Origin of the sequence: Siphonobacter sp. BAB-5405 (assembly GCF_002872335.1) — a bacterium.
Taxonomy (GTDB): domain Bacteria; phylum Bacteroidota; class Bacteroidia; order Cytophagales; family Spirosomataceae; genus Siphonobacter.
Genome location: NZ_NJAG01000006.1, coordinates 59030 through 83517, shown reverse-complemented (window position 1 = coordinate 83517; position 24488 = coordinate 59030). Strand labels below are relative to the sequence as shown.

Here is a 24488-nt window from a genome sequence, read left to right as displayed (position 1 = left end):
TTCTAGCGATAAACCTCTACTTTTGACAAGAGCCGGCTCACGATTTTTGCTGTCTTCCGAGCGTATCACTCGATAACTATCTATGAAACAACTTCTTACGGTAATCTTCTTCTGTTTATGCTCCGTTTCGCTATTTGCACAAACCACCCAGGGCAACCGCTTTATGAGTTTTACGGGCGATTTGAATTTGCGATTCGATAATACATCCTCCAGCTTAACGCCCGAAACCAAACGCCAGACGTACGGCCTTAACCTGCAGATGACCCGCGGGAAATTCACCCGTGACAACATCGCTCAGGGCTGGAGCATTGGTCTAGGGGCCACGCACGAACGCATCAATCAGATTGATTACGCCGAAACGACGCCTTCCCTATCTGCTCACTACGTATACCGTCGTTACATTGTTCCTTCCGAACGCGTCCGGCTCTTCGCTCAGGGAAAGGCCGGAGGTTTGTATTCACCTACGTTCAACGACGGTGAAACGACGCAAAACACTTTTTCAATCGGAGCTTCGCTGGATCTGGGCCTAACTTATTTCTACAAGAAAAACTGGGCCTGGGAAGCAACCGCCAGTCTGGCCAACATAGGCGTATCACACGCATCGGCCCGGGGTGAAAAAGTGTATACCGATGTGAAAGTCAATGGATCGCTCGGATTCAATACCTTCCGAATTGGGCTGGCTCACTATTTCGGGGAGACCTCCTCGCCCTTTGAGCCCGCTCCGCAACAGTCTTTGTACGAAGTAGGGCAAACGTATCTGGCGGGTGATCTTTCAGTTCAGCAGGTATCGGCTCGTTCAAATACCACCAACCTTGGAATCGGATTTGCGGCCGGAAAATTTGTAACGCCCCGCCGATTACTGGGAATTAGCGTGAGCGGTTCCTACGGTACAGGTGTCGATCAGGGGAATGCGGACTATACCAACTGGGGAGCCAGTGTACGCCCCTACGCGGAACAATACTGGCCCGTAGCGGGCAAGTGGACGGTATTGCTGGATGGTGGGATAGCCCTGGGATACGTTCAGATGAAGACCGAACTCAACTCCGTACAATCCAACACGCAGACGACTTATTACGCCAAACCCACCTTCCGCCCCGGCATTCAGTATCAGCTTACGCAACGCTGGGCCCTGGCTGCTTTGGTTGGGATTCTGGATCTGAACGGCTTTACGGCTACGCAGCAGGAAGTAACTACGGGGAATACGGTTTCAAAGAGCACGATTTATGCCTTTACGATTGATCCTTCGTACCAGATCAGTAACGCTTCCCTTTCCTTACGGTATTTCCCCGGACGATAAGGTTGTCGGGGAAGGATATAAAAAAGGCGGTGGAATAAAATTCCACCGCCTTTTCTTGTTTTAAAATTTGCTTAAACGCCCAAATTCGTCCGGAATAGTTTAATGGCGATCGCTAGCAGAATAACCCCGAATATTTTCTCCAGGATGCCGGTACCCGTGGCCCCAATCTTCTTTTCAATCCAGGTAGAAGATTTCAGTACCAGGAAAATCAGCCCAAGGTTGACAAAAATCCCCACCAAAATATTGATCTCGGCGTACTGGGCTTTGAGCGAAAGAATGGTGGTCATGGTACCTGCTCCGGCAATGATGGGAAAGGCCAATGGCACAATGGATGCCGCTCGGGGCTGAACATCCGTACTTTTAAAAATGCTTCGTCCCAAGGTCATTTCCAGACCGATCAGAAAAATGATCAGGGCACCCGCGACGGCAAAGGACTGCACATCCACGCCAAAAAGATTCAGAATGGATTTTCCGATGTATAGAAAGGCAATCATAATTCCGCCCGAAACCAGGGTTGTAGTAGCCGCGTGAATGTCGCCAATTTTCTTCCGTATATCCAGAATAATGGGAATGGCTCCCAGAATGTCGATGACCGAAAATAAGACTAAGGTTACTGATAAAACTTCCTTAAAGTTGAAATGCATACATCAGATGGTTTCGGTGTTAGAATCGGTACTACGCTTCGGTTAGAAAGGCCCGTAGGGTCGTAAAATCAGCATCGCTGATGGCCGGGAAATTGGCAATACGGAAGGTCGTTTCTTTCCAGTCGCCGTAGCCGTTTCCCAGGGTAATCTGTCGGGTTTTGGCGGTCTGCTTGATCTGTTCAATCTGCGGAATCGTTCCCGTAATCGCCAGGACGGTGTCCGAACGTACTGCAGCGTTGGCGACGAGCAGTTGCCAAGAAGTTTCTTTCTCGAAAAAGGTAGCCAGACGCTGAGCCCGTTTCTGCAAGGCAGCCGCTACCGTCTGAATGGGTGGCACCTGTTCGAGTACCCGCTTGAGCAGATAGATGTTCAGCACATTCGGCGTATAATGCGTTTGAAATTTCCGCACATTTTCGTCGATAAACAAGAGGCTGTTGTAATGATTTCGCTCGTTGATTGACCGTGCCCGCTCCACAGCCCGGGGTCCGTAGACGAGCAAACCCATGCCCGCTGGCAACCCGAAGCATTTCTGTACGGAAGCAAACCACACGTCGGCCGCAGTCCAGTCGAACGCTACACCCGCCATGGATGACGTCGCATCAACGGCCAACAGGGCATTCGGTACCGCTTCCCGGATTTTCCGCAGGGTGCTGTTCGTCACCTGCGTACCGTTAGACGTTTCATTCTGCGTCAGACAAATGGTTTCTGCCTCAGTCGTCAGTGAAAGTACTTCATTCAAACCAAAAGGCTGATGGACTACGTTCAGACCTAACTTCTGCGTGTACTCGGCCCACTTCTGCCCAAAGGCTCCATTGTACGCGTGCAGCGATTGCCGGGTCGTGAGGGATTGAGCAATGATTTCCCAGCATTCCGTGGCGGAGGATACGAACGCAATAGCGTAGTCCGCAGGAATATCCAGCTTTTCGTGCAGGAGTCGATAGGTCTCTCTGACCAGTTCCATGGCGGCTGCACTGCGGTGATTCACGCTCAGAATGCCGGAATCGAAGGCGTCCTGTAGGTACTGAGCCACCTGTGGATAGACTTGGGAAGGACCGGGATAAAAGGAAATCATGGTAACCGACGATTGAAGTGAATAGAATCAATTACAGAAACGACCGCAACGCCAGCTCGTAGCCTTTGAGTCCGAAACCAACGATGATACCAGCCGCTTTCGGACTGATAAAACTGTGATGCCGAAAAGCCTCGCGGGCGTGGACGTTGGAAATATGCACTTCAATGACGGGGGTCGTAATGCCCGAAATGGCATCAGCAATGGCTACACTGGTATGCGTGTAGGCTCCAGCGTTGAGCACGATGCCGTCGTACGAAAAACCGACTTCGTGTAGTTTATCCAGAATGGCTCCTTCGTGATTGGACTGAAAATACGCCAGATCCAGTTCCGGGAAAAGAGCGATAAGCGTTTCAAAATACGTTTCAAAAGTCTGCGAGCCGTATACTTCGGGCTCGCGACGTCCGAGTAAATTCAGATTAGGTCCGTTGAGAATCAGGATGCGTTTCAAGGAAGAATGAAGTTTAAGGATGTAACGGGAATCGTTTAGGTTTACAGGTGGTCATCGCCCGAATCGCAAGTTCTTTACCCACGGCGACGGAAACCGTCCTTCAGTGGTGTATCTTTCAGAAAAATACTATCCATACGCGGATTTCTCATTCGGAACCTCCGCCGATTTATCAGTACGCAATGCAGTGGCAAAGCTATCTTAAAAACTTTAAATCTTACCTGACGCTCGAACGTTCGCTGTCCGAAAACTCGGTGGAAGCCTATTTACACGACGCCGAAAAACTGGTGCAGTACCTGTCGCTCTCCGGACAGGACAAACTGCCGCCGGGTTCCATTACGGATGCTCACCTACTCGATTTTCTGTATTACCTGGGTGAACTGGGCATTGCCTCTACCTCACAGGCCCGGATGTTATCGGGACTCAAGGCTTTTTTCCGTTTTCTATTGCTGGAGCAGGTCATTCCTACGGATCCGGCTTCGCTCATTGAGTCGCCGAAGTTGGGTCGTAAACTGCCCGATACCCTGAGTTTCCCCGAAGTGGAAGCCCTGCTGGCGGCCATCGACCTGTCGACACCCGAAGGTACCCGAAACCGGGCCATTCTGGAGATTCTGTACGGGTGTGGCCTACGCGTTTCGGAATTGATCGCTTTGAAAGTCAGTGAATTGTACTTCGACATTGGCTTCATTCGCGTTTTTGGTAAGGGAGGCAAAACCCGCCTGATTCCCGTGGGTCGTGATGCCATCAAGTACACGCAGATTTATCTGGACGAAATACGCCGTCACCAGAATATTCAAAAGGGTTCGGAGGATATTGTATTCCTGAATCGCCGGGGTAAGTATTTAACCCGAATCATGGTTTTTATTATTATCAAAGACCTGGCGGCTAAAATTGGTCTGCAAAAGAATATTTCGCCGCACACCTTCCGCCATAGTTTTGCTACGCACTTGATTGAAGGCGGAGCCGACTTGCGGGCAGTACAGGAAATGCTCGGGCATGAATCCATCACGACGACCGAAATCTATACGCACCTGGATCGGGATTATCTCAAAACGGTTATCACGGAATATCATCCTCGGGGCCGTTGAGGCGGCGATTTTTTAGGCTTTCCCGTATAAAAATGTAGAACGGAAGTCGTATCTTAACTGTTAAATAAACGAGAGCAAACGGGCGTACTTTTTCCCCGACACTTATCCACTCTATCAATTTCTGAATGGCATTTCCGACCCTAAACGATTTACTTAGTCAAACTGAAAGCTCCACGCTTGAATTCAAACGCACGATTGAGGCTCCCGGCCGTATCGCTAAAACCCTGGCCGCTTTTGCCAATACCTCGGGTGGCTGGCTGGTAATCGGAATCGATGATGATCGCACGGTCAAAGGCGTTGATTCGGAGAAAGATGTCGTACAAAAACTGGAAGCTGCTTCTGATTTATTTGTCCAGCCGGGCGTACTGGTTCGTTACCAAATGGTACAGCACGACGAACGCCTGGTGCTGATTGCCCGCGTAGATGAAAGCGAAGATAAGCCTCATCAAGCCAAAGATCCGCAGGGACAGTGGCAGGTGTACGTACGGGCCCGCGATAAATCCGTACCGGCCAGCAAACAGATGGAGAAATGGTTACAGGAAACGCACGACATTTCGCCGGAGTTACTACAACAACACAATGTTAAACGACTGCTGGCCCACCTGAAAAAGAACGAGCAGATTGCCGCCAAGCAATTTGCCCAACTCGTCAATATCTCGGAATACCGGGCCGATAAACTATTACAACAACTTACCCGCGAAGGCTTACTGCTGGTACTGGATAAACAACATCCGAAGACGTATACCATTCGCAAATAGATGCCAGTTGCGACGACTCCTTGAAAAACAATGAGTTTATGCGTTAAGGATCAAAACTTTATGAAAATACAAAAAGCGGGTACGAACGTGTTTCGTACCCGCTTTTTGTATTTTCATCCTAGTCAAGCTGAATTATTTCATGCTTTCACTAATCTGTTTGATATGGTTCAGGTGCTGCTGAATGACGCCCGAAGTTTTCGTGGCAAATTCTTTCAGCTCGGCATCTTTTCCTTCAGTAGCCTGCGTATTAAATAACGATTGATCTTTATCATGATCGTCTTTCATCAGTTCTACGTATTTCTTATCGAAATCTTTACCCGAAAGTTTTTTCAGATCATTATAATGCTTCTGATGGTCTTCATCCATCGTTGCGGGTAAGGTGATGCCTTTGGCTGAAGCCAGTGACATCAGTTCTTCGTTTGCTTTACCGTGATCTTTGATCATCATCGCGGCAAATTCTTTTACTTTAGCGTTACTGGCTTTCTGCTCGGCCAGTTTAGCCACTTCTACTTCGTACATACCACCACCGGCGGCTTTCATCGCAAATTGAGCGTCTTTTTCGTCAACCGTTTGCAGGCTGTCGTTCATTTCTTTTGCTTGATCAGTCGCTGCTTCTGCGTGCTCTTCTGAAGCCTTATCTGATTTCGATTCATTACAAGCCTGGAATGCCAGTGCACTAGCCGCCAGCATACATAACATAGTTACCTTTTTCATAGTCGTGTAGCAATTTTTGAGGAAGTTTCCTCCGGTTGATTGTTTGAATGCTTAAAAACTTCTAAAAATCTTGTACCCGACTTGGGATAGTACAAACAAAAGACCCTTAGTTACTAAACAAACTAGAATCAAGAGGAATTTTTTCCGCACTTTCTTAGCAGGCCCTTTTCAGTGTATAAAAAATAATGCAGCCTTTCCCCAAAACTATTCTTGGGGAAAGGTGCATGAATAGAGCACTTAGCTAGTTGCGGGGTGGTTTGCCTCCGGTTAGTAAGCCTTGCATCCGCTCTAACGTTTTACGTTCGCCACAAAGACTCAGGAACGCTTCCCGTTCCAAATCCAGCAGGTACTGTTCCGTCACCAGTTGCGGATAACTCAGGTCGCCTCCACAGATAACGTAGGCCAGCTTTTGAGCAATCTTTTTGTCGTGGTCGGAGATGTAATTAGCCATTCGCATCTGGGCAATCCCTGCTTCAAAAAGGGCAATTCCCGCCCGGCCCTGTACTTTGATGTCACTGCGTTGCGGAGCCTGCGTATAGCCGGCATTCGCTAATTCCAAAGCGGCTTCTTTGGCTTCGGCGATCAATCGCGAACGGTTGAGTACAATCTGATCACCCGGCCGCAGGTAATTCATTTCCAACGCTTCCTGAGCGGAGGTAGATACTTTCGCCGTAGCGATGTTCATGAATGCGTTCTGAAGAATATTGAGTTCAGGATCGCCCGACTGGTATAAATCCGAACAGCGGAGGGCCATTTCCTTGGTACCGCCACCCGCTGGAATCACGCCAACGCCTACTTCTACCAGTCCCATATACGTTTCAGCTGCGGCTACTACGCGGTCGGCATGGAGGTTGATTTCGCAACCACCACCCAGGGCCAGCGTATGCGGAGCCACTACGACCGGCACGGAGGAGTACCGGACCCGCATCATGGCTTTCTGGAACTGGGCAATCATCAGGTTGACTTCGTCCCACTCCTGCTGAATACTGTACATGAAAAGCATGGCCAGATTCGCCCCTGCGGAAAAAGCCTCGTGCGAGTCGTTCCCAATCACCAGGCCCTGATAGCTCTGTTCAGCCAGTGAAATCGCCTTTGACAGGGCTTCGATTACGTGAGGACCAAACGTATTCATCTTCGAACGGGCTTCCAGACCCAGAATGCCATCGCCCAGATCGAAAATGGTCGCTTCCGGATTACTCCATACTTCCTGGCTACCCCGTAAGTTATTCAGGATAATAAAACCTTCTTGTCCCGGAATAACCTGATACTTTTGACTAGATAAGTCGTAATAATAACGGCGACCCTTTTCAATTGTATAAAACTGCGTATGCCCGGCATCCCGCATGGCATACACCCAGTCGGCCGGTTTTTGCCCCTGACTTTCGATCAGCTCAATGCCTTTCGCCAGTCCAATCGCGTCCCAAGTCTCAAACAGGCCCAGTTGCCAGCCAAAACCGGCTTTGATTGCCTCGTCAATTTTATAGAGTTCGTCAGCAATTTCGGGAATCCGATACGTGACGTAACGAAACGTATCGGCGAAGGTCGTCCGGTAAAAGTCACCGGCTTTACTGCTATCGGCCAGAGCGGCGGGAAAGCGTTCGGCCAGCGTAGGAAGCTTCTTGAGCGTATCAATGATGCCCAACTTGATTTTCTGCGAAGGCTGATACTCGAACGTTTTCAGATCTAGAGCGAGAATAACCGATTTCCCCTGCTCATCTTTGATTTTTTTATAGAAACCCTGACCCGTCTTATCGCCCAGCCACTTATTTTCCATCAGCTTCTGAATCGAATCGGGCAGTAGAAAGGCTTCTCTCGATTCGTCTTCCGTAAGTGTCTGGTACAAATTAGTGGCGACGTGAACGGTCGTATCCAATCCCACGACATCGGACAAACGGAAGGTACCGGACTTCGGACGACCGATAATATCTGCCGTCAGCTTGTCTACTTCTTCGATACTCAATCCCAGTTTTTCCGTCGCCCGAATACTCTGGATGAGGGCATAAATTCCGACGCGGTTGGCAATAAAGGCCGGTGTATCCTTGGCGAGAACGGTCGTTTTCCCCAGGTACAAATCGCCGTAGTGCAACAGGAAATCAACCACTTCCGGGTCCGTTTCGGGCGTAGGAATGATTTCCAGCAGCTTGAGATAGCGGGGTGGATTGAAAAAGTGCGTACCGCAGAAATTCTTCCGGAAGTCTTCACTCCGCCCTTCGGCCATCAGGTGAATGGGAATACCCGAGGTGTTTGAAGTAACCAGGGTACCGGGCTTACGCAAGGTATCTACTTTCTCGAAAATGCTTTTTTTGACATCCAGGCGTTCGACTACTACTTCAATCACCCAGTCGTACTCTTTGATTTTAACAAAATCATCCTCGAAGTTTCCCAGCGTAATCCGGCTGGCAAAAGATTTACTATAAAGTGGGGCCGGATTGGCTTTGAGTGTGTTTTGGAACGCTTCGCTAACCAGCCGGTTTCGAACGACTTTGGAATCTAGGGTAAGGCCTTTGGCTGCTTCAGCCGCAGTAATTTCTTTGGGTACGATGTCGAGTAGAAGCACCTGACAACCCACATTAGCAAAGTGGCAGGCAATACGGGAACCCATAATACCTGAACCCAGTACGGCAACTTTTTTTATCGAACGATTCATGGTCTGAGGTAAGTGATTAGGTTTTTAGCAGATGAATCAGCGTTTCTTCCGATTGATCCAGCGGAGTACATCGCGTAATCGTCGTACAGTTGACTGCTGACCGAGGACGTGTTCCATATCCGAAAGTTCAATCTTGAGGGCTTCGATGGAAATGGTAATCTCGAAGACAGAAATCGCCAAGGCTCCCGCCTGTAAAAACAGGGCAATACCAAAAATCCAGCCCGCCGCTACCTGATATTCGAGATAAATAAAAATCATACATAAAATACTCAGGAACAGGCTACTAACACCTAGAAATTGCATATTCCGAATCAGTAAAACCCGGAACTGCAGCGAGCGAATCTGTTCGATGAGAATAATGTTATTCATGGACTTGGGATCCACGCGGTACTCGGCGTGCAAATCCCGAATGACTTTAGCCGTAGCGGTAAAACGATTCGTAAATCCGAGCAGCAGCAGCGATGCCGTTGAAAACAAAAGTGCTGGCGTGGATAAGGTTAATTCCATAAAACGGCTGAACGATCAGAATGAGTTAGAGTGTAGTATCGCCAAATACCTTGTTTTTGAGAGCTTCCGCCCGCATGCTGATATTTTCAGCGTCGACGACCCGCTGAATCTCCCGCATCACTTCAAAGAAAACCTGTAATTTCTCTTCCCCTACCCGCTGATGAATGGCTTCGTTGAACTCCAAAACCCCTTCGCGGGCAAAGTCCCGTTTTTTCTTCCCTTCTTCGGTCAGAAACACATTCACGACGCGTTTATCCTCGGCGTCGGTCTGGCGGTAAATCCAGCCCTTCTCCTCGAGCGTCTTTAGCATACGCGTCAACGAACGCGGTTCAAGGCCCAGGAGCGGAGCAATTTTGGTTGCGGGTGTACCATTTTTGTCTACGTTCAATAACACATACCCCACCGCCATACTCATATCCACTTTGGCAGCACTGGAATTGTACATCCGGCTGATTGCGTACCAGGCAGTCTTGATGTGGAAGTCTACGGTTTTTTCAGCTTTCATAACGTGCTCCGGTTTTCTTCAAAGTTGAAAAAAAAGCATTTATTATGCAAGCATACGAAATTTCCTTTTGAGGATTTACAGCTTAAATAAGTAGCCCTTACGATTCAATTTTCATCGCGGCTTCCATTTTCAGACGGTCGAATTCTTTCTCATTATTGGCAATCCATACGGTCGCTACGCCATTGCCAATGATATTCGTAATAGCCCGGGCTTCCGACATGAAGCGGTCAACGCCCAGCAACAGGGCCAGTCCTTCCACCGGAATTACCTTCACCGCCGTCAGCGTGGAGGCTAGCACGACAAAGCCACTTCCTGTAACGCCAGCGGCTCCTTTAGAAGTGACCATCAGAATGCCAATGATGGTCAGAATCTGTTCCCAGCTCAGGTGTACATGAAAGACCTGAGCCAGAAAAATGGTCGCCATCGATAGATAAATCGTTGTACCGTCGAGATTGAATGAGTAACCCGCCGGTACTACCAACCCTACGACGGGTTTGGAACAACCCATCCGTTCGAGTTTTTCCATGATGGAAGGCAGGGCTGCTTCGGAAGAAGACGTACCGAGTACGATGAGTAGTTCTTCTTTAATGTACTTGAGAAACTGCCAGATGCTGAGCTTGTAGGTACGCAGAATGAGGCCGAGTACGCCAAAGACGAAACAGGCCATCGTCAGGTACACCGTTAGCATCAGCTTACCCAAGGGCAAGAGGGTGTGAATTCCGTATTTGCTAATGGTATACGCCATCCCGCCAAAAGCCCCTACCGGAGCCAGCAGCATGACTTTGTGTAAACCCCAGAACACGTATTTGGAAACAAACGCCAGGGCTTTGACCACCCGTTCGCGACCCGAGTAATTACTGAGCAGAGATCCCAGTATCAACGCCACGAGTAATACCTGCAAGGTTACATTGTCGCCGAAAAACTTCCACCAGCTAAAATCGGTGGCGGTATTGGTGTATTTGGAGATATCACCGCCCTTCACCTGATTGGTCACGACCCCGTCGCCGGGCCGTAAGATCTGAGCCAGGGCTACGCCGATAATCAGGGCGAAAGTGGTAACTACTTCGAAGTAAATCAGGGCTTTGGCTCCTACTTTACCGACTTTTTTCAAATCGCCCATGCTGATAATTCCCAGCGTAATGGTGATGAAAATAATAGGATTGATGAATAGTTTGACGGTACTGATAAAAATGCCGCTCAGGAATTCACTCACGGTACTGCCGATGCTAAGTTCCTGGCCCATAAAATGGCCTTTCAATGGTTCATCCAAAATGGGGTAAAGGGCAATCTCGGGGGCAAAGTGGCCGAGTAAAATACCTAAGGTAATGGCGGTTAGGACCCAGAAGGTTAAGTTGGTAAAAAGGCGTTTCATACTCAATAAATAAGGCTTAGGGCGAAAGATACCGAATAATTAGCCGTTAAAAGCCTTATAAAGCAAAAACCACAGCCCGAGAGCTGTGGTTTGAGATCAATGGTTCGAAAGATTCGATTCGATTACCACCAGGCTAATTCCAGACCCAGACCATATACGGTTAGGACTACGCCGGCTAACCATGCCAGGTAAGAGAGAATCCATAAGCCTGAGTTCCATACAACAGCGGCACCAATGATCGAAAGGATCAAGGCACCAGCCAGAAGGATCACCCCGATACGGAGATACTTATTCCACTCAGAAAAAGGCTTATTACCTTTCGCCTGAGCTTTTTCAGCTTTAACAATCTGTTTGTTTACTTTCTTAACTACAAGTTTTTCAACCGCAGTTAATTTCTTTCCAGCCTGAGCTACCACGTTCACATGACCTTGTTCGTTTTTCTGAAACGAGATCTTGCTCATCAATTTCGCCGCTCTCTTGTTGACAACGACTGCCTTTTTCGTAGAAGCTACGGCTACCGGTGCTTCCGCTACGGGAGCTTTTTCTTCAGCTACGGCATCCATCAGCGAAGGCTGAGCAACTACTGGTGCCTGAGCAACAGGAGCGGGTAATTGAGCAGCTTGAGGAGCTTGAGCTACGTGCTCAACGGCAGGTGCAGTAGACTTTTGGAACGTCGTGTACTGGGTACGCTGGCAAGAAGTAAGGGAAAGTGCCATCAGGCCGACGGCAGACGCAAGTAAATGAAACTTTTTCATCTGAAATAAATTTTTAGGTTGAACTCCATGGCATAATTAGAGATTTCTCCCTGTTTTTCCAATGGTGACCGCAAAATTATTAATTAAATCTATTTCTGTCAACCCCATCCAACACGCTTTACGTCCGTTCAAGCCCTGAAATCATACAAAAAGCGGATTTCTGATTCAGAAACCCGCTTTTCGCAATTATATAGTATCCCTAGAATTAAGTACTAACCCGATCAGACTTCCATGGCTAACTTAAATTCTGACGTCAGGTGGAATTTAATATCCGGATTATTCTGAATGTTCATCCGCAGCATCCATTCCGACTCGGCCAGGAACACCGGGTGTTCATCCTTATCGTAGCCAATCTGCGGACCTTTCAGTCGAATATACTCCTGCAACTTCAACGGATTCTCGCTCGTAATCCAGCAAGCCTTTGAAATCGGCATGTTATCGAAGCGGCACTTGGCCCCATATTCGTGCTCCAGACGATACTGAATCACCTCAAACTGGAGTTCTCCTACGGTTCCTACGACCTTCCGGTTACCGGGCTGGATCAGGAACAACTGGGCTACGCCTTCGTCAGTCAGCTGCTGAATACCTTTTTCAAGTTGCTTGGATTTCAGCGGATCCATGTTGATGAGTTCCTTGAAAATTTCCGGTGAAAAACTTGGAATACCCTGGAAGAATAAATCCTCGCCTTCGGTGAGCGTATCCCCGATTTTAAAGTTTCCGGTATCGTACAAACCTACTACATCCCCCGGAAAGGCTTCGTCGATGACGTCTTTCGACTGGGCCATGAAGTTGTACGGATTCGAGAACCGTACGCCTTTGTCCAGCCGTACGTGGTGATAAAATTTATTCCGCTCGAAAGTACCCGAACATACGCGAAGGAAGGCAATCCGGTCGCGGTGCTTGGGGTCGAGGTTGGCGTGAATCTTAAATACGAATCCACTGAATTTTTTCTCGGTGGGCTCGATGATGCGTACGTCCGTCTGGCGTTCCTGCGTGGCCGGAGCAATTTCGCAGAACGTATCCAGCAATTCCTGTACCCCGAAGTTATTGACCGCCGATCCGAAGAATACGGGAGCCACTTCCGCCCGCAGGTACGCATCGCGGTCGAAGGTATCGTATACGCCTTCGATGAGCTCCACATCTTCCCGCAGTTGATTGGCATCCCGCTCGCCTACCTGTTCGTCGAGCTGGGGCGAACTCAGATCATCAATCGCTACAATATCCCGTTCGATCCGGGTTTTGTTTACGCTAAACAGGTTCAGCGATTTATCGTACAGATTATACACCCCTTTGAAATTCTGACCAATGTTAATCGGCCAGGTTAGCGGGCGTACTTTAATCAATAGTTTCTGTTCCAGTTCGTCGAGCAAATCGAAGGGATTCTGTCCTTCCCGGTCCATTTTATTGACGAAAATGATCACGGGTGTATTCCGCATGCGGCATACTTCCATCAACCGTTCCGTCTGCTCCTCGACGCCCTTTACGCAGTCAATCACCAGAATTACCGAGTCTACGGCCGTTAGGGTACGGTAGGTATCTTCAGCAAAGTCTTTGTGACCCGGCGTATCGAGAATGTTAATTTTCAGTCCTTCGTATTCAAACGTCATGACTGACGTAGCCACCGAAATCCCCCGCTGCTTTTCAATTTCCATGAAATCGGAGGTGGCTGTTTTCTTAATTTTATTGGACTTCACCGCCCCTGCCGTCTGGATGGCCCCTCCGAACAGCAGCAGCTTTTCGGTCAGGGTCGTTTTCCCGGCATCGGGGTGAGAGATGATGCCAAACGTACGGCGTTTGGCAATTTCTTGTTCGATGGTGCTCATAATCAAAATATCGACTCCGCTACGGGAAAAATTAAAACGAATTTTCTTTCCTGCGGTCTACGTTTCCCTGGTTTTGGAAACGGAAAACGGCTCTTGCTGAGCCGTTCTACAAAATTAGCCAATTTCCCGCGTTTATTCGCGATTCTGCCGCTTTCCCCACGATTTTATCCAACGGCCACTCTGTTTCTTCCATAAATATCGTAGGTTTGGATACATTGCTATCTACTTCCTCAATGACTAAACTACTTTATCTGGTTCGCCACGCCGAAGCCGAACAGCCCGCAGGTACATCTTACGATTTTCAGCGTTCGTTGACGCCCCAGGGTTTGATTGATGCCGCTCGCATGGGCCGCCTACTGAACGAAAAACCCATTCAACTCGACGTTCTTATCAGTAGTCCATCGGAGCGTACGCGAATGACGGCTCAGGTACTGGCTGAACAGTTGGGTTTTGATTTTGCAAAAACACAGTTCATCGAAGATTTATACGAAGGAGCCCCGCGATACTATCTGGCGGCTATCAATGCCATTCCGGAAACGGTTCATTCGGCTGTAATTGTTGGGCATAATCCTTCCATTACGTATTTATCGGAGTATCTCTGTCATGAAATTCTGGGTACGGTGCCTCCCTGCGGTGTAGTAGCCATTGCTTTCGAGCAGCTGAATTGGGCGGAAGTTTCCAGTCGTACGGGTCGCCTGCTCTTTTACGATTCACCGGAAAAACTGGCGGGATTTGATATTTCGTAAGGGTATAAAAGCACCGGGTCTGACCTGATTGGTCAGACCCGGTTGTTTCGGTTAAGGGAATAGTAGTTTCTTGTATGGCCTAAATCTATACGTTTCTTTGCGAAAAAGCGTAACAGCCGTCAAAATTTTTATAAACGATTCCTTCCCGAAACGTTCATTTTTTAATTCAGCGAACAGTGTTCTGGCATTTGTCGTACCTTTGCCGGGCTATGAGTCGTCAGAAAAAAATATTCTTCCTTGGCTTTCTGGTTTTCACCCTGATTGTCATTCTGCTTACCATCGACATGGCCCGCCGGACCACCGCTCCCTGGAATCGTAAGAAAGGAATCGACCGCGTCCTGCCCATTACGCCGGATAGTACCAAATCGTAAATTACTCCGCCCTTCGGCATTATTGGTGTTTAGCGTAGCGTCACCAACAGCCTGTTTGCAAGTATCTTTCCCATGGGTTCACCGTCATCACCAACAATCGCAGCTACCTTCAATACTCCTACAAACAAAAACGGAGCTAACCATACGTCAGCCCCGTTTCGCTCAGGTAAATTGTATAAATCTTACCAGATTTTTGCCCGAATGTCATCCGGACGGTACATTTTATCGCCGGGTTTCACACCGAAGGCTTCGTAAAAAGGTTCGAAGTTCGACAGCGGACCATTCGTACGGAATTCACCGGGTGAGTGCGGGTCCGTATTTACGCGAAGACGCAGAGCTTCATCGCGGGTTTTCGTACGCCAGATTTGGGCAAAGGCCAGGAAGAAACGCTGATCGGGCGTGAAACCGTCAATTTTCTCGTTGGACTTGCCTTGTTTCGTATACGTCTTGAACGCCGCGTACGATACCGACAGACCACCCAAATCAGCCAGGTTTTCACCCAGCGTCAACTGACCTTTTACGTGCAGGTTGTCGAGTACGGTATAACCATCAAACTGGTCGATTACCAACTGAGCCCGTTGCTTGAACTGGTCGGCGTCTTCTTTCTTCCACCAGTTTTTCAGCATGCCCATGTAGTTGTATTGACGGCCCTGATCGTCGAAACCGTGCGTCATTTCGTGACCGATGACGGCTCCGATGGCTCCGTAGTTAAAGGCATCATCCGCATTGGGGTCGAAGAAGGGCCATTGTAGAATACCCGCCGGGAAGGCGATTTCGTTACGTACGGGGCTGTAGTAAGCGTTTACGGTGGGCGGCGTCATGCCCCATTCCGTTTTATCAACGGGTTTACCCAGCCGGTTGATCATCTCTTCGTACCGCCACTTGCTCAGGGCTTTCAGGTTTCCGAAGTAATCATCGCGTTTCACTACTACACCGTCGTAGTTTTTCCACTTCGTCGGGTACCCGATTTTCGGCGTGAAGGAATGTAACTTCTTCAGGGCTTCCTGCTTGGTTTCTTCCGTCATCCACTCCAGGCCTTTGATGCGGGTTTCGAATACCTTTTGCAGGTTTGCAACCAGCTCGTCCATGCGTTTCTTGGATTCGGGCTTGAAGTATTTCGCGACGTATAGTTGTCCCAGTAAGTCGCCCAGCATCCCGTCGGTCTGGCTTGACAGACGCTTCCAGCGGTCCTGCTGTACTTTTTGTCCGTTCAGCGTCTTGCCTACGTATTCAAAATTGGCGTTTACGAAAGGGCTGCTCAGGTTCGCCGATGCTCCGCTTATGACCGAAAACTTCATCTTTGCCTTCAGCGTTTCGATGTTTTCGTTGGGCAGCATGGTATTCAGGTATTCGTAGTATTTGGGTTGACCGACGATGATCGTATCGGTTTTCATCCGCAGCGTCGTCAATAAGGCACTCAGATCCAGGTTGGGAACTTTTGCTGCGAAATCCTTCGTCGCGAATTTGTTGTACTGAGCGATGGGATTCCGCATTTCGATCCGGCCCAGGTGCGAAGCGGCAATTTTCGTTTCCAGAGCCAGAATATCCTCGGCTAGTTTCTGAGCCTGAGCGGCTTCCGTACCCGTCAGCGTAAAGAGCGTGCTGATGTATTTTTTGTAGGCCTCACGGACTTTCTGAGTCGCGGCGTCGTCCTTCGTATAGTAATCTTTTTCGGGAAGACCCGTACCCGTTTGCCGCATACTGACAATGTACGCATCGGGGTTTTTCGCATCCGCTCCTACGCCAATGCCCAGGAACGTTCCGCCCCCTTCCAGCGGATGAGCCGCCGAGTACGCCAGCAGTGATTTGTAATCCTTGATCCGGTCAATCTCGGCCAAAATAGGCTTGATGGGTTCGTAACCGCGTTTTTCGATGGCTACCGTATCCATGCCGGATGCATAAAAATCGCCGACGCGTTGCTCGATACTGCCTTTCTTGGCCTTGCTTTTCGCCGCCGCTTCCAGAATATCGTGGATGTGACGGTTGTTTTCATCCCGCAGAATATTGAACGAACCCCAACCCGTCTCCGAAGCTGGAATTTCCGTATTCTTCAGCCAGGCTCCGTTTGCGTACAGGAAGAAATCTTCGCGGGGACTTACCGACAGGTCCATGCCTGACAAGTCCAGTCCCTTTCGTTTGGGATCGTCACTGGGTTTGCCTACGAAGGCGGCTGTACTCAAAGCCACCAGCCCTAGTACCAGAGCGTTGTATTTTTTCATATGTGTTGATAAAATGTGGTAATCAAATTTTCAAATTTCGCACATTTTCAGGGATTAATAAGGCTTTTGCGACTATTTGGAGAATTTTATCTACCTGAACTTTCCTTTCGGTTTCCTGCTTTATGGGGATTGTGCATTCTGCTGTTACTAGCTACGAAGCAGTGAAAATTCCATCAGTCCGGGTTTATTTTCAATGGATGTAGCGAGCAATTAATCCGTATCTTTGAAACACTTCTGCGAGCAAATCCCTATTTACCATTTCATCATGGCACAAACGAAACTGACCGTCAACGGCAAAGCCTATACGATTGACGTAGACCCTGAGATGCCCCTACTCTGGGCCATCCGGGATGTAGTGGGTCTGAAAGGCACCAAATTTGGCTGTGGCATGGCTCAGTGCGGAGCCTGTACGGTTCACCTCAATGGTTCACCCATCCGTTCCTGCTCCACACCGGTATCGGTCGTGAAAGGACAGAAAATTACGACTATCGAAGGCATCGGCACGCCCGATCATCTGCACGTCGTACAACAAGCCTGGATCGACGAACAGGTGACGCAGTGCGGTTACTGCCAGTCAGGGCAAATCATGAGTGCAGTAGCCCTGCTGAAAGAAAAGCCCAAGCCTACCGACGAGGACATTGACCTGTACATGCAGGGAAACATTTGCCGCTGCGGAACCTACCAGCGGGTTCGGAAAGCGATTCATCGGGCGGCGGATTCCATTCAGGAAGCCAAGCCCGCCGCTGCGAAAAAGACGGCAAGTCTGGATCGTTAATGTTCCTTTTTCCCCGGTTCGGTTTTACTCTTTACGCCTCAGGCAATGAAAACATCCAACATCAATCGCCGGAATTTCCTCAAAACGAGTGGCTCCGCCGGAGCTTTGCTCGCCCTGGGTTTTTCGATTCCGGCTCAGTCGGAAGACGTCGTTCTTCATAAAATCCCTCAGACTACGCTCGGTCTGGAATTCAGCCCCTATATCCTCATTGACGATACGGGAAAGATTACCTTACTAAACCCCCGCCCCGACATGGGGCAGGGTACGTACCAGTCGCTGCCCGCTTTGATTGCGGAAGAACTGGAAGTATCACTTGATCAGATTCATATCAGCCAGACCAACGGTCAGGGTAAATACGGCTCCCAGCTTTCGGGCGGTAGTTCTTCCGTTCGTACCCGCTGGATGCCCCTTCGGAAAGCCGGTGCGGCGGTGAAGGAAATGCTCGTACAGGCCGCAGCCAACAAATGGCAGGTACCCGTCAGCGAGTGTTATGCCCAGGAGGCGAAGGTTTATCACAAACCTTCGGGAAAATCTTTTACCTACGCTGAACTCGTAGGTGATGCTTCCCAACTGCCCGTACCTAAAGACCCCAAACTGAAAGATCCCAAGGACTTCAAATTACTCGGCAAGAACATTCCCAAGCCAGATGTACCGCTGAAGGTAACGGGTCAGGCACAGTTTGGCATCGATGTAGAAGTACCCGGCATGTTGTACGCCAGCATCGAACGCTGTCCGGCTATCCATGGCAAAGTGGCTTCGTTTGATACCACGGCGACGATGAAAGTACCCGGCGTGAAAAAAGTGCTGAAAGCCGAACGGGCGATGCCCCATACTACCGTTGAAACCGTAGCGGTACTGGCCACGAACTACTGGGCAGCGGTACAGGGACGGAAAAAACTGAAGGTCAAGTGGGCACCAGTAAACGAGGCGGCTTTATCGACGGAAAAGTTCTCGGCTCAAATGCACGAGCTGGCTAAGAAAGACGGCAGCGATTTCGCAGGCAATACGGGCGATTTTGCCAAAGCCTACGGTGAAGCGTCCAAGAAAGTTCAGGCCACCTATGAAACGCCCTTTGCCGCTCACGCCGCGATGGAACCCGTCAACGCAACGGCCTGGTTTAAGGGTGATTCAGTGGAAATCTGGGCTCCCGTACAGGGTCCCGACGGTGCCATTGGCGAAGTGGCTCAGTACCTGGGCCTTAAACCCGAACAGGTGAAAGTCAACGTGACGTTTCTGGGCGGAGCTTTTGGCCGGAAAGCGTATCTGGACTTCGTAAAAGAAGCTGTGTTTTTATCCAAACAGGTCAACGCTCCCGTGAAGCTCATCTGGACGCGGGAAGATGATATGAGTCAGGGTCCGTACCGTCCCGCCATGTTGAGTGTACTCGAAGGTGGTATCGACGAGAAAGGCAACGTGACGGCTTTTCACCATAAAATCATTTCGGAATCAATTCAGAAGCAGGTGTTCAAAGCCGACCTGAAGGGTAAAGCCGACGGCTGGGCTGAAGAAGGCATCGGTCCGAAGGACAGTCCGCTTCAAATTCCGAATATTCGCCGTAGCTACCACAATGCGAGTACCGACCTGCCCATTCTCTGGTGGCGTTCAGTGTATGCTTCGACGAACGTATTTGGTCACGAATCCTTCGTGGACGAGCTGGCTCACGCGGCGGGCAAAGATCCGCTGGATTTGCGACTGGAGTTACTGAAAGATTCCCCCCGTTTTGTGAAAGTACTGGAAACGGCGGCGGAAAAATCCGGTTACCGGGAAAAGCTGCCCGCCGGAAAAGCTCGCGGAATAGCCATTGCCCGTTCGTTTAGTACGATCTGTGCTCACGTGTTTACAGTAGCGAAAACGACGGATGGCGTGAAGATCGAAAAAGTAGTGTCAGTGATTGACTGCGGCATGACCGTAAACCCCGATAACATCAAAGCCCAGACCGAAAGTAACATCATTTACGGTCTGACGGCGGCGATCAAAAGCCCGATTACGTTTGCCAACGGAGCCGTGGAACAAACGAACTTCCATAATTATCCGGTGCTCCGCATCAACGAAACGCCGGTTATGGAAGTCCACATCATCGACAATCAGGAAGCTCCCGGCGGCGTGGGCGAACCGGGTTTACCGCCCATCGCTCCGGCCCTCGCCAACGCCCTGTTTAACCTGACGGGGATACGGCAACGGAAGTATCCGCTGGAATTGGTGTAATCAAGTAATTGAAAAAACGGGTCTTAGGGCCCGTTTTTTCTAGCTGAATCCCATTTTTCAAACGCTCATTCGAGATAAAGGTCTCGAAGAGCGTTTTTTTATTGAATCAAGTTTAGCAGATTTATTAGAGCATCTAGCAAGAAAAATACCTGACACAATTGATCCTTTACACGTTAGCTAAAACAGTTATGATGAAAGCCATTGTCCTGAAAAAGTTGGGAGGAGTTGAAAATTTTACGCTGGCAGAACTAGAAAAGCCCTCCCCAGGTGCGGGCGAGGTTCTGATTCGTATTCGAGCGACGGCCTTCAATCCCATTGATTATCAAATGAGACAGGGAGGTACTGAAAGTAAACTGTTAAAATCAAGCATTCTCGGTAGAGAATTGTCTGGTGAAATTGTACAGATGGATGAAGACGTGACCGACTTTACCGTAGGTGATCAAGTGACTGCCTATGTAGGCAGTCTGGCTTCCAATGGTACCTACGCCGAATACATCAGCGTTCCGCGTGAGCTTATTGCCAAAAACCCTGAACGGCTAACGTTTGAAGAAGCGGCTGCCTTGCCCATGACGGGCATGACCGCTTACCAATGCTTTACAAGGATTTCCATACCGGAAGACGCGGCTCTTTTTATTGCAGGCGGGGCGGGCGGTGTAGGAACCGTCCTGATCAAACTTCTGCTGGCGGCTGGAAGTCAACGTGTTTATACAACCGCCGGAAATGAAGAAAGCTTTTCACATTTAGTTGGGCTGGGTTTACCCGAGGATCACATCATCAACTATCGTCAGGCGGATCTACTATCTACACTCCGTAAGAAGACGACCAGCGAAACGTTTGACTATGTGGTGGATTTGGTAGGCGGCTATTTATCCGAAATTTGTGCTGAACTGATTAACGTTTATGGTACGTATGTGGATGTAACATCTCTCACCACAGAAAAAGCCAGAGAATTACTGTTTGATAAGGCAACCACTGTGATTCACGTTGCTAATTACGCACACGCGTTCAGGAAAGATTGTCTTCATTACTACGGCAAAACCTTGAAAGAATTGTTTGACCGAATTGAACGTCATGAGCTTACTCCTCCTGCCATCCACATCCTGGGTAATCTAAGCGTAGAAACCGTTCAAAAGGCTCATCTTCTCATGGAGTCTAATCAAACCAGAGGAAGGAAGTTGATTATGCAGGTTTAAAGTAGTTATAAGTTACTTTTTCATCTAGCTACGCTTTTCATTAAATGTTACCAATAACTTAACCAATAAGATACTTCTTTGTAAGCCATGTGAAATGATAGTTATACAACTGCTTAGCTACTTACTCTTCGTAAAGGAAGCTATACTATCCTCTACTGCTAGGGTCATTCACAACTTTCTACAGAAGCCATCACGCTAGCAATAAAATCTCATCGATTTAAATAAAATAGCAACATGGATAAAATGATCAACAGTCCAGCGACAGTTGCCAGTATCTGTTGACTTTTATTGGTCTTTTGCTCTTTCATCCTGAGATAGTAGATCACGCATGCTAGGGGTAAACCTATACCAGCCAGATACTGCCATTGAATGCCAAAGCCATAAAAAGCAATTAGCACCAGGATAGGCAAACAAAAAGCAAAAAAGTCGAGCGGGTATTTTTCCATTTTATACCAGGTTTATAGAGTCGCTAAAGTAGAAAAACATTTCAGATTCCTAAGTATTGTTAACTAAAATCTGTTTCTCCCGCCGTTGTCGGTGTTTTGTTAAACACTAACCATTACATGGATGGCAGCGAGATATTCGCACACAAGTTGTTGGTTACGCTACGCTAAATACCAACAACGGCAGAGCAACATTCCACACAATACACTATTATTCAACACTTTAAACGTCAAACAATCTCATACTTATTTATTAATCTATAATTTCTATAGATTTTATTTGTTTACTACTTTTTCTCAACTGTATCTTTGCAACGTCTTCAATTACTACGGGTAGTTGGGGCTTATACAGAAAGGAGGAGAGACAGGCTCTGCGAATCCTTAGCAACTTTCCGACATGGAATCAGTGCTAACCTGCCTAACACATTAGGAACTATAAACCCAATACCGCATGGCACTCCACCCGACTCAAAATGGACCGGCCTGCTTCGTCCTCCGAAGCTAAGCACTGTTTTCTCGTTTGTCACGAACGTGATTTTCCGTCACGTCTGGTCGCTCCTGGATTCACTACGGGTTTGACCGTTTCATCTGATCATTCACCTTCATCAGCTTTTTCATCGCATGTCTATTTATTTCGATAACTCCGCTACTACGTCTTTATCGCCAGCCGTTCTGGAAACGATTTTACCCTATTTTACGCAACATTTCGGGAATCCATCCTCCAATCACCGGGCAGGGCGTGAGGCGAAACGTGTGCTTCAGTCCAGTCGTCATCAAATCGCTGATTTACTGGCCCTTTCTCCCGAAGAAATCATCTTCACTTCCGGGGGTACCGAGGCCGATAATTTTGCCCTCAAGAGCAGCATTCAGCAGTATGGGATTCGTCATGTCCTGACCTCAAAAATTGAACATAAAGCCGTTCTTTTACCATTACGGCAGTTGGAGCAGGCGGGGCAAATTCAGCTTGATTACGTTGCACTCGACGAACAGGGACGGATTTCGATTCCCGACCTGACCCGCTGGCTGGAAAAGCACCCCAAAGGACTCGTCAGCCTCATGCACGCCAATAATGAGCTCGGTAACTTACTGAATCTGGAAGAAGTGGGTGCCTTAACCCAGCACTACGGAGCCTATTTTCATACCGATACCGTTCAAAGCCTGGGCAAAGTCCATGTAGCCCTCAACGCCATTGATTTCGCCACGGCTTCAGCTCATAAATTTCGTGGTCCGAAAGGCGTTGGCTTTCTGGTCGCCCGTCGGGGTCATCGCTTACCGGCCCTACTCAGTGGCGGTGGACAGGAAGGCGGCCAACGCGGGGGCACCGAAAACGTACCAGGTATTGTGGGTCTGACCAAAGCATTGGAGCTGGCCATCACCCAGCAACAGCAGAACATCGCTCACCTGGATTCGCTGAAACGTCAGTTCATTGGTGGGTTACGGAATCATATTCCTGGTGTTACGTTCAATGGTCGATGTCAAAGTATCGACGAGACCTTACCCGGACTGATTAATGTCGCCTTCCCCATTCTGGATGCTCCCTGTTCGCTGGTCGAAGCCCTGGATGCTCGCGGAATTGCCGTTTCTGGCGGCAGTGCCTGTTCCAATCTGGCGGGCGGCTCGCACGTACTTCAGGAAATCCCCTCCAGCTTTGGGAAAGAAAACGTACGGTTTTCCTTCGGATCGGATAATACCCGGCAGGAAATCGATACCGCATTAACCATTCTTACGGAATTGTACCAAACGGAGGAAGTTAGTTTAGTGTCTTAACGATTTGGGAATTGTATTTACCAGGTTACAAAAAGTAGGCTTTTTAAGTTTTCGCTCTTATACTTAAAGCATTCGTCGCTTGAACTTTTGATTCCATTTTTATGAATGGAAAAAGGGTATTTGATTTGTAAATCAAATACCCTTTTTCCATGAAATTTCTATTCTTTTTTCTTCTTATTTCTGCCTATAGTTACGGCCAGACTACCGACTATACTTCCATCAAAAATCGCCTGCTTGCCATTCGACAGGAGGATCAGCAGTTGAGGGAAGAGCATTTTCCAATTGCTGAACAATACGGGTATAACTCACCACAAGCTACTTACTTCTGGAAAAAAGTAGCTACCAGAGACAGTATTCATGCACAAGAGGTAGGCGACATCTTGACCCGGTATGGATGGCTAAGTGCCAGGCAGATTGGAAGAGAAGCGAACCAAACCCTATTTCTGGTTATTCAGCACGCTAATCTGCCGACTATGCAACGTTACTTACCTTTCATGCAGCAAGCGGTGAGAGAACAAAAGGCCGAATCCGTTGATCTGGCTTATCTGGAAGACCGGGTCGGTTTGGAAAGCAACGGAAAACAGTTGTACGGTACTCAGATTGGTCAGGATACGCTTACTAAAGAATTTTACGTAGAACCCCTGGTCGATCCTGACCGTGTAGACGAACGAAGAGCTCTTATGGGCTTACCTGCATTAGATGTATATACGAAAGCCTGGGGCTTTGACTGGGATGTTGATAAACATAAGAAGCGAAACGATTCGTTAAAAAAGGCAGGCCACTAAAGTAACCGATCTACTTTTCTTAAATTCTGGCTAAATAGTACATAAAATACATATTATCAATCTATTAATTTCTCAAAAGCTTAAAAGTACTCAGAAGAATAAAAAACATTTATGCACTTATTACTCTTCATTAAGCTATCTGGAATAGCTTCTACTATCTGTACAATTATACGTCTATTTAGCTTCAATTAGAGCCTTTTAATTAATGATTAAGATGTTGTATCACGAATATGTTTATAAAGAAATAACACAAGACGAATCTTCTTCGTATCTTTCTAAAAAATTCATTTATTTCTCTGTTTAAAGAGTAGATTTGTAAGTCTAAGTATCCCCATCGCCTATCCGTTGTCCTTTACT

General features: G+C 48.3%; 22 protein-coding genes and 1 riboswitch. Of the genes, 10 read left to right on the top strand and 12 right to left on the bottom strand.

Going from position 1 to position 24488, the window contains the following annotated elements; genetic code table 11:
• Positions 1 to 82 precede the first annotated feature (82 nt).
• On the top strand, positions 83 to 1297 hold the full coding sequence (locus BWI97_RS05575) for a hypothetical protein (protein WP_146010875.1): 1215 nt from the start codon (positions 83 to 85) through the stop codon (positions 1295 to 1297).
• A 71-nt stretch (positions 1298 to 1368) separates the two neighbouring features.
• On the opposite strand, the gene BWI97_RS05570 is transcribed toward BWI97_RS05575, so the two are convergent.
• From BWI97_RS05570 to aroQ, 3 genes are read right to left on the bottom strand one after another with little or no spacing between them, the layout of a single operon-like run.
• The gene (locus BWI97_RS05570) at positions 1369 to 1941 is read right to left on the bottom strand and encodes a MarC family protein (protein ID WP_102200306.1); all 573 of its coding nucleotides are present in this window, start codon (positions 1939 to 1941) and stop codon (positions 1369 to 1371) included.
• Positions 1942 to 1972: 31 nt separating this feature from the next.
• Entirely contained in the window at positions 1973 to 3013 is a 1041-nt protein-coding gene (locus tag BWI97_RS05565) for an aminotransferase class V-fold PLP-dependent enzyme (protein ID WP_102200305.1), read from the bottom strand.
• A gap of 31 nt (positions 3014 to 3044) precedes the next feature.
• A complete protein-coding gene (aroQ, locus tag BWI97_RS05560; RefSeq protein WP_102200304.1) occupies positions 3045 to 3461 on the bottom strand; it encodes a type II 3-dehydroquinate dehydratase in 417 nt (138 codons plus the stop codon).
• A 179-nt stretch (positions 3462 to 3640) separates the two neighbouring features.
• On the opposite strand from aroQ, the gene xerD reads away from it, so the two are divergent.
• Positions 3641 to 4546 carry a site-specific tyrosine recombinase XerD gene (gene xerD / locus BWI97_RS05555; protein WP_094809185.1) on the top strand — a complete coding sequence of 302 codons (906 nt, stop codon included), beginning with the start codon at positions 3641 to 3643 and terminating at the stop codon, positions 4544 to 4546.
• A gap of 125 nt (positions 4547 to 4671) precedes the next feature.
• Positions 4672 to 5304 (top strand): RNA-binding domain-containing protein, encoded by a 633-nt coding sequence (locus BWI97_RS05550; protein ID WP_102200303.1) that lies wholly within the window; start codon positions 4672 to 4674, stop codon positions 5302 to 5304.
• A 132-nt stretch (positions 5305 to 5436) separates the two neighbouring features.
• Here BWI97_RS05550 and BWI97_RS05545 read toward each other — a convergent pair whose 3' ends face one another.
• From BWI97_RS05545 to BWI97_RS05515, 7 genes are all read right to left on the bottom strand, one after another.
• Positions 5437 to 6018, bottom strand: a complete 582-nt coding sequence (locus BWI97_RS05545) for a DUF4142 domain-containing protein (RefSeq protein WP_094809183.1) — start codon at positions 6016 to 6018, stop codon at positions 5437 to 5439.
• A gap of 241 nt (positions 6019 to 6259) precedes the next feature.
• A complete protein-coding gene (locus BWI97_RS05540) occupies positions 6260 to 8665 on the bottom strand; it encodes a 3-hydroxyacyl-CoA dehydrogenase/enoyl-CoA hydratase family protein (protein WP_102200302.1) in 2406 nt (801 codons plus the stop codon).
• 36 nt (positions 8666 to 8701) lie between these two features.
• Positions 8702 to 9172 carry a DUF2721 domain-containing protein gene (locus BWI97_RS05535; protein ID WP_094809181.1) on the bottom strand — a complete coding sequence of 157 codons (471 nt, stop codon included), beginning with the start codon at positions 9170 to 9172 and terminating at the stop codon, positions 8702 to 8704.
• Between the two features lie 25 nt (positions 9173 to 9197).
• A complete protein-coding gene (locus tag BWI97_RS05530; RefSeq protein ID WP_094809180.1) occupies positions 9198 to 9677 on the bottom strand; it encodes a MarR family winged helix-turn-helix transcriptional regulator in 480 nt (159 codons plus the stop codon).
• A gap of 97 nt (positions 9678 to 9774) precedes the next feature.
• Positions 9775 to 11049, bottom strand: a complete 1275-nt coding sequence (locus BWI97_RS05525; RefSeq protein WP_102200301.1) for a cation:dicarboxylate symporter family transporter — start codon at positions 11047 to 11049, stop codon at positions 9775 to 9777.
• A gap of 122 nt (positions 11050 to 11171) precedes the next feature.
• Complete coding sequence (locus BWI97_RS05520) at positions 11172 to 11804, bottom strand: hypothetical protein (RefSeq protein ID WP_102200300.1); 633 nt, start codon at positions 11802 to 11804, stop codon at positions 11172 to 11174.
• 221 nt (positions 11805 to 12025) lie between these two features.
• Positions 12026 to 13627: a peptide chain release factor 3 gene (locus BWI97_RS05515; RefSeq protein WP_199181990.1), complete on the bottom strand. Its 1602-nt coding sequence runs from the start codon at positions 13625 to 13627 to the stop codon at positions 12026 to 12028.
• Between the two features lie 233 nt (positions 13628 to 13860).
• On the opposite strand from BWI97_RS05515, the gene BWI97_RS05510 reads away from it, so the two are divergent.
• Positions 13861 to 14373 carry a histidine phosphatase family protein gene (locus BWI97_RS05510; protein ID WP_094809178.1) on the top strand — a complete coding sequence of 171 codons (513 nt, stop codon included), beginning with the start codon at positions 13861 to 13863 and terminating at the stop codon, positions 14371 to 14373.
• Between the two features lie 209 nt (positions 14374 to 14582).
• Positions 14583 to 14744: a hypothetical protein gene (locus BWI97_RS28030; RefSeq protein ID WP_165795930.1), complete on the top strand. Its 162-nt coding sequence runs from the start codon at positions 14583 to 14585 to the stop codon at positions 14742 to 14744.
• Between the two features lie 182 nt (positions 14745 to 14926).
• Here the strand turns inward: BWI97_RS28030 and BWI97_RS05505 are convergent, their stop codons facing one another.
• Positions 14927 to 16963 carry a M13 family metallopeptidase gene (locus tag BWI97_RS05505; protein ID WP_102200299.1) on the bottom strand — a complete coding sequence of 679 codons (2037 nt, stop codon included), beginning with the start codon at positions 16961 to 16963 and terminating at the stop codon, positions 14927 to 14929.
• Positions 16964 to 17228: 265 nt separating this feature from the next.
• Here BWI97_RS05505 and BWI97_RS05500 point away from each other — a divergent pair, with 265 nt between their 5' ends.
• The 3 genes from BWI97_RS05500 (at position 17229) to BWI97_RS05490 (ending at position 21136) form a co-directional block, all read left to right on the top strand.
• Positions 17229 to 17738, top strand: a complete 510-nt coding sequence (locus BWI97_RS05500; protein ID WP_094809176.1) for a (2Fe-2S)-binding protein — start codon at positions 17229 to 17231, stop codon at positions 17736 to 17738.
• A 45-nt stretch (positions 17739 to 17783) separates the two neighbouring features.
• A complete protein-coding gene (locus BWI97_RS05495) occupies positions 17784 to 19943 on the top strand; it encodes a molybdopterin cofactor-binding domain-containing protein (protein ID WP_102200298.1) in 2160 nt (719 codons plus the stop codon).
• 188 nt (positions 19944 to 20131) lie between these two features.
• Positions 20132 to 21136, top strand: a complete 1005-nt coding sequence (locus BWI97_RS05490; protein WP_102200297.1) for an NADP-dependent oxidoreductase — start codon at positions 20132 to 20134, stop codon at positions 21134 to 21136.
• Positions 21137 to 21345: 209 nt separating this feature from the next.
• Here BWI97_RS05490 and BWI97_RS05485 read toward each other — a convergent pair whose 3' ends face one another.
• The gene (locus tag BWI97_RS05485) at positions 21346 to 21582 is read right to left on the bottom strand and encodes a hypothetical protein (protein ID WP_094809173.1); all 237 of its coding nucleotides are present in this window, start codon (positions 21580 to 21582) and stop codon (positions 21346 to 21348) included.
• Positions 21583 to 21920: 338 nt separating this feature from the next.
• A riboswitch (SAM riboswitch) is annotated at positions 21921 to 22021 on the top strand.
• A 179-nt stretch (positions 22022 to 22200) separates the two neighbouring features.
• On the opposite strand from BWI97_RS05485, the gene BWI97_RS05480 reads away from it, so the two are divergent.
• Positions 22201 to 23346 (top strand): cysteine desulfurase family protein, encoded by a 1146-nt coding sequence (locus tag BWI97_RS05480; protein WP_102200296.1) that lies wholly within the window; start codon positions 22201 to 22203, stop codon positions 23344 to 23346.
• A 149-nt stretch (positions 23347 to 23495) separates the two neighbouring features.
• Positions 23496 to 24131, top strand: a complete 636-nt coding sequence (locus tag BWI97_RS05475; protein ID WP_094809171.1) for a DUF6624 domain-containing protein — start codon at positions 23496 to 23498, stop codon at positions 24129 to 24131.
• Positions 24132 to 24488 lie beyond the last annotated feature (357 nt).

Excerpts from the sequence above, each read along its gene's own strand:
- BWI97_RS05575 (WP_146010875.1), top strand. The coding sequence starts at position 83 with ATGAAACAACTTCTTACGGTAATCTTCTTCTGTTTATGCTCCGTTTCG.
- BWI97_RS05570 (WP_102200306.1), bottom strand. The coding sequence starts at position 1,941 with ATGCATTTCAACTTTAAGGAAGTTTTATCAGTAACCTTAGTCTTATTT.
- BWI97_RS05565 (WP_102200305.1), bottom strand. The coding sequence starts at position 3,013 with ATGATTTCCTTTTATCCCGGTCCTTCCCAAGTCTATCCACAGGTGGCT.
- xerD (WP_094809185.1), top strand. The coding sequence starts at position 3,641 with ATGCAGTGGCAAAGCTATCTTAAAAACTTTAAATCTTACCTGACGCTC.
- BWI97_RS05550 (WP_102200303.1), top strand. The coding sequence starts at position 4,672 with ATGGCATTTCCGACCCTAAACGATTTACTTAGTCAAACTGAAAGCTCC.
- BWI97_RS05545 (WP_094809183.1), bottom strand. The coding sequence starts at position 6,018 with ATGAAAAAGGTAACTATGTTATGTATGCTGGCGGCTAGTGCACTGGCA.
- BWI97_RS05540 (WP_102200302.1), bottom strand. The coding sequence starts at position 8,665 with ATGAATCGTTCGATAAAAAAAGTTGCCGTACTGGGTTCAGGTATTATG.
- BWI97_RS05535 (WP_094809181.1), bottom strand. The coding sequence starts at position 9,172 with ATGGAATTAACCTTATCCACGCCAGCACTTTTGTTTTCAACGGCATCG.
- BWI97_RS05530 (WP_094809180.1), bottom strand. The coding sequence starts at position 9,677 with ATGAAAGCTGAAAAAACCGTAGACTTCCACATCAAGACTGCCTGGTAC.
- BWI97_RS05525 (WP_102200301.1), bottom strand. The coding sequence starts at position 11,049 with ATGAAACGCCTTTTTACCAACTTAACCTTCTGGGTCCTAACCGCCATT.
- BWI97_RS05520 (WP_102200300.1), bottom strand. The coding sequence starts at position 11,804 with ATGAAAAAGTTTCATTTACTTGCGTCTGCCGTCGGCCTGATGGCACTT.
- BWI97_RS05515 (WP_199181990.1), bottom strand. The coding sequence starts at position 13,627 with ATGAGCACCATCGAACAAGAAATTGCCAAACGCCGTACGTTTGGCATC.
- BWI97_RS05510 (WP_094809178.1), top strand. The coding sequence starts at position 13,861 with ATGACTAAACTACTTTATCTGGTTCGCCACGCCGAAGCCGAACAGCCC.
- BWI97_RS28030 (WP_165795930.1), top strand. The coding sequence starts at position 14,583 with ATGAGTCGTCAGAAAAAAATATTCTTCCTTGGCTTTCTGGTTTTCACC.
- BWI97_RS05505 (WP_102200299.1), bottom strand. The coding sequence starts at position 16,963 with ATGAAAAAATACAACGCTCTGGTACTAGGGCTGGTGGCTTTGAGTACA.
- BWI97_RS05500 (WP_094809176.1), top strand. The coding sequence starts at position 17,229 with ATGGCACAAACGAAACTGACCGTCAACGGCAAAGCCTATACGATTGAC.
- BWI97_RS05495 (WP_102200298.1), top strand. The coding sequence starts at position 17,784 with ATGAAAACATCCAACATCAATCGCCGGAATTTCCTCAAAACGAGTGGC.
- BWI97_RS05490 (WP_102200297.1), top strand. The coding sequence starts at position 20,132 with ATGATGAAAGCCATTGTCCTGAAAAAGTTGGGAGGAGTTGAAAATTTT.
- BWI97_RS05485 (WP_094809173.1), bottom strand. The coding sequence starts at position 21,582 with ATGGAAAAATACCCGCTCGACTTTTTTGCTTTTTGTTTGCCTATCCTG.
- BWI97_RS05480 (WP_102200296.1), top strand. The coding sequence starts at position 22,201 with ATGTCTATTTATTTCGATAACTCCGCTACTACGTCTTTATCGCCAGCC.
- BWI97_RS05475 (WP_094809171.1), top strand. The coding sequence starts at position 23,496 with ATGAAATTTCTATTCTTTTTTCTTCTTATTTCTGCCTATAGTTACGGC.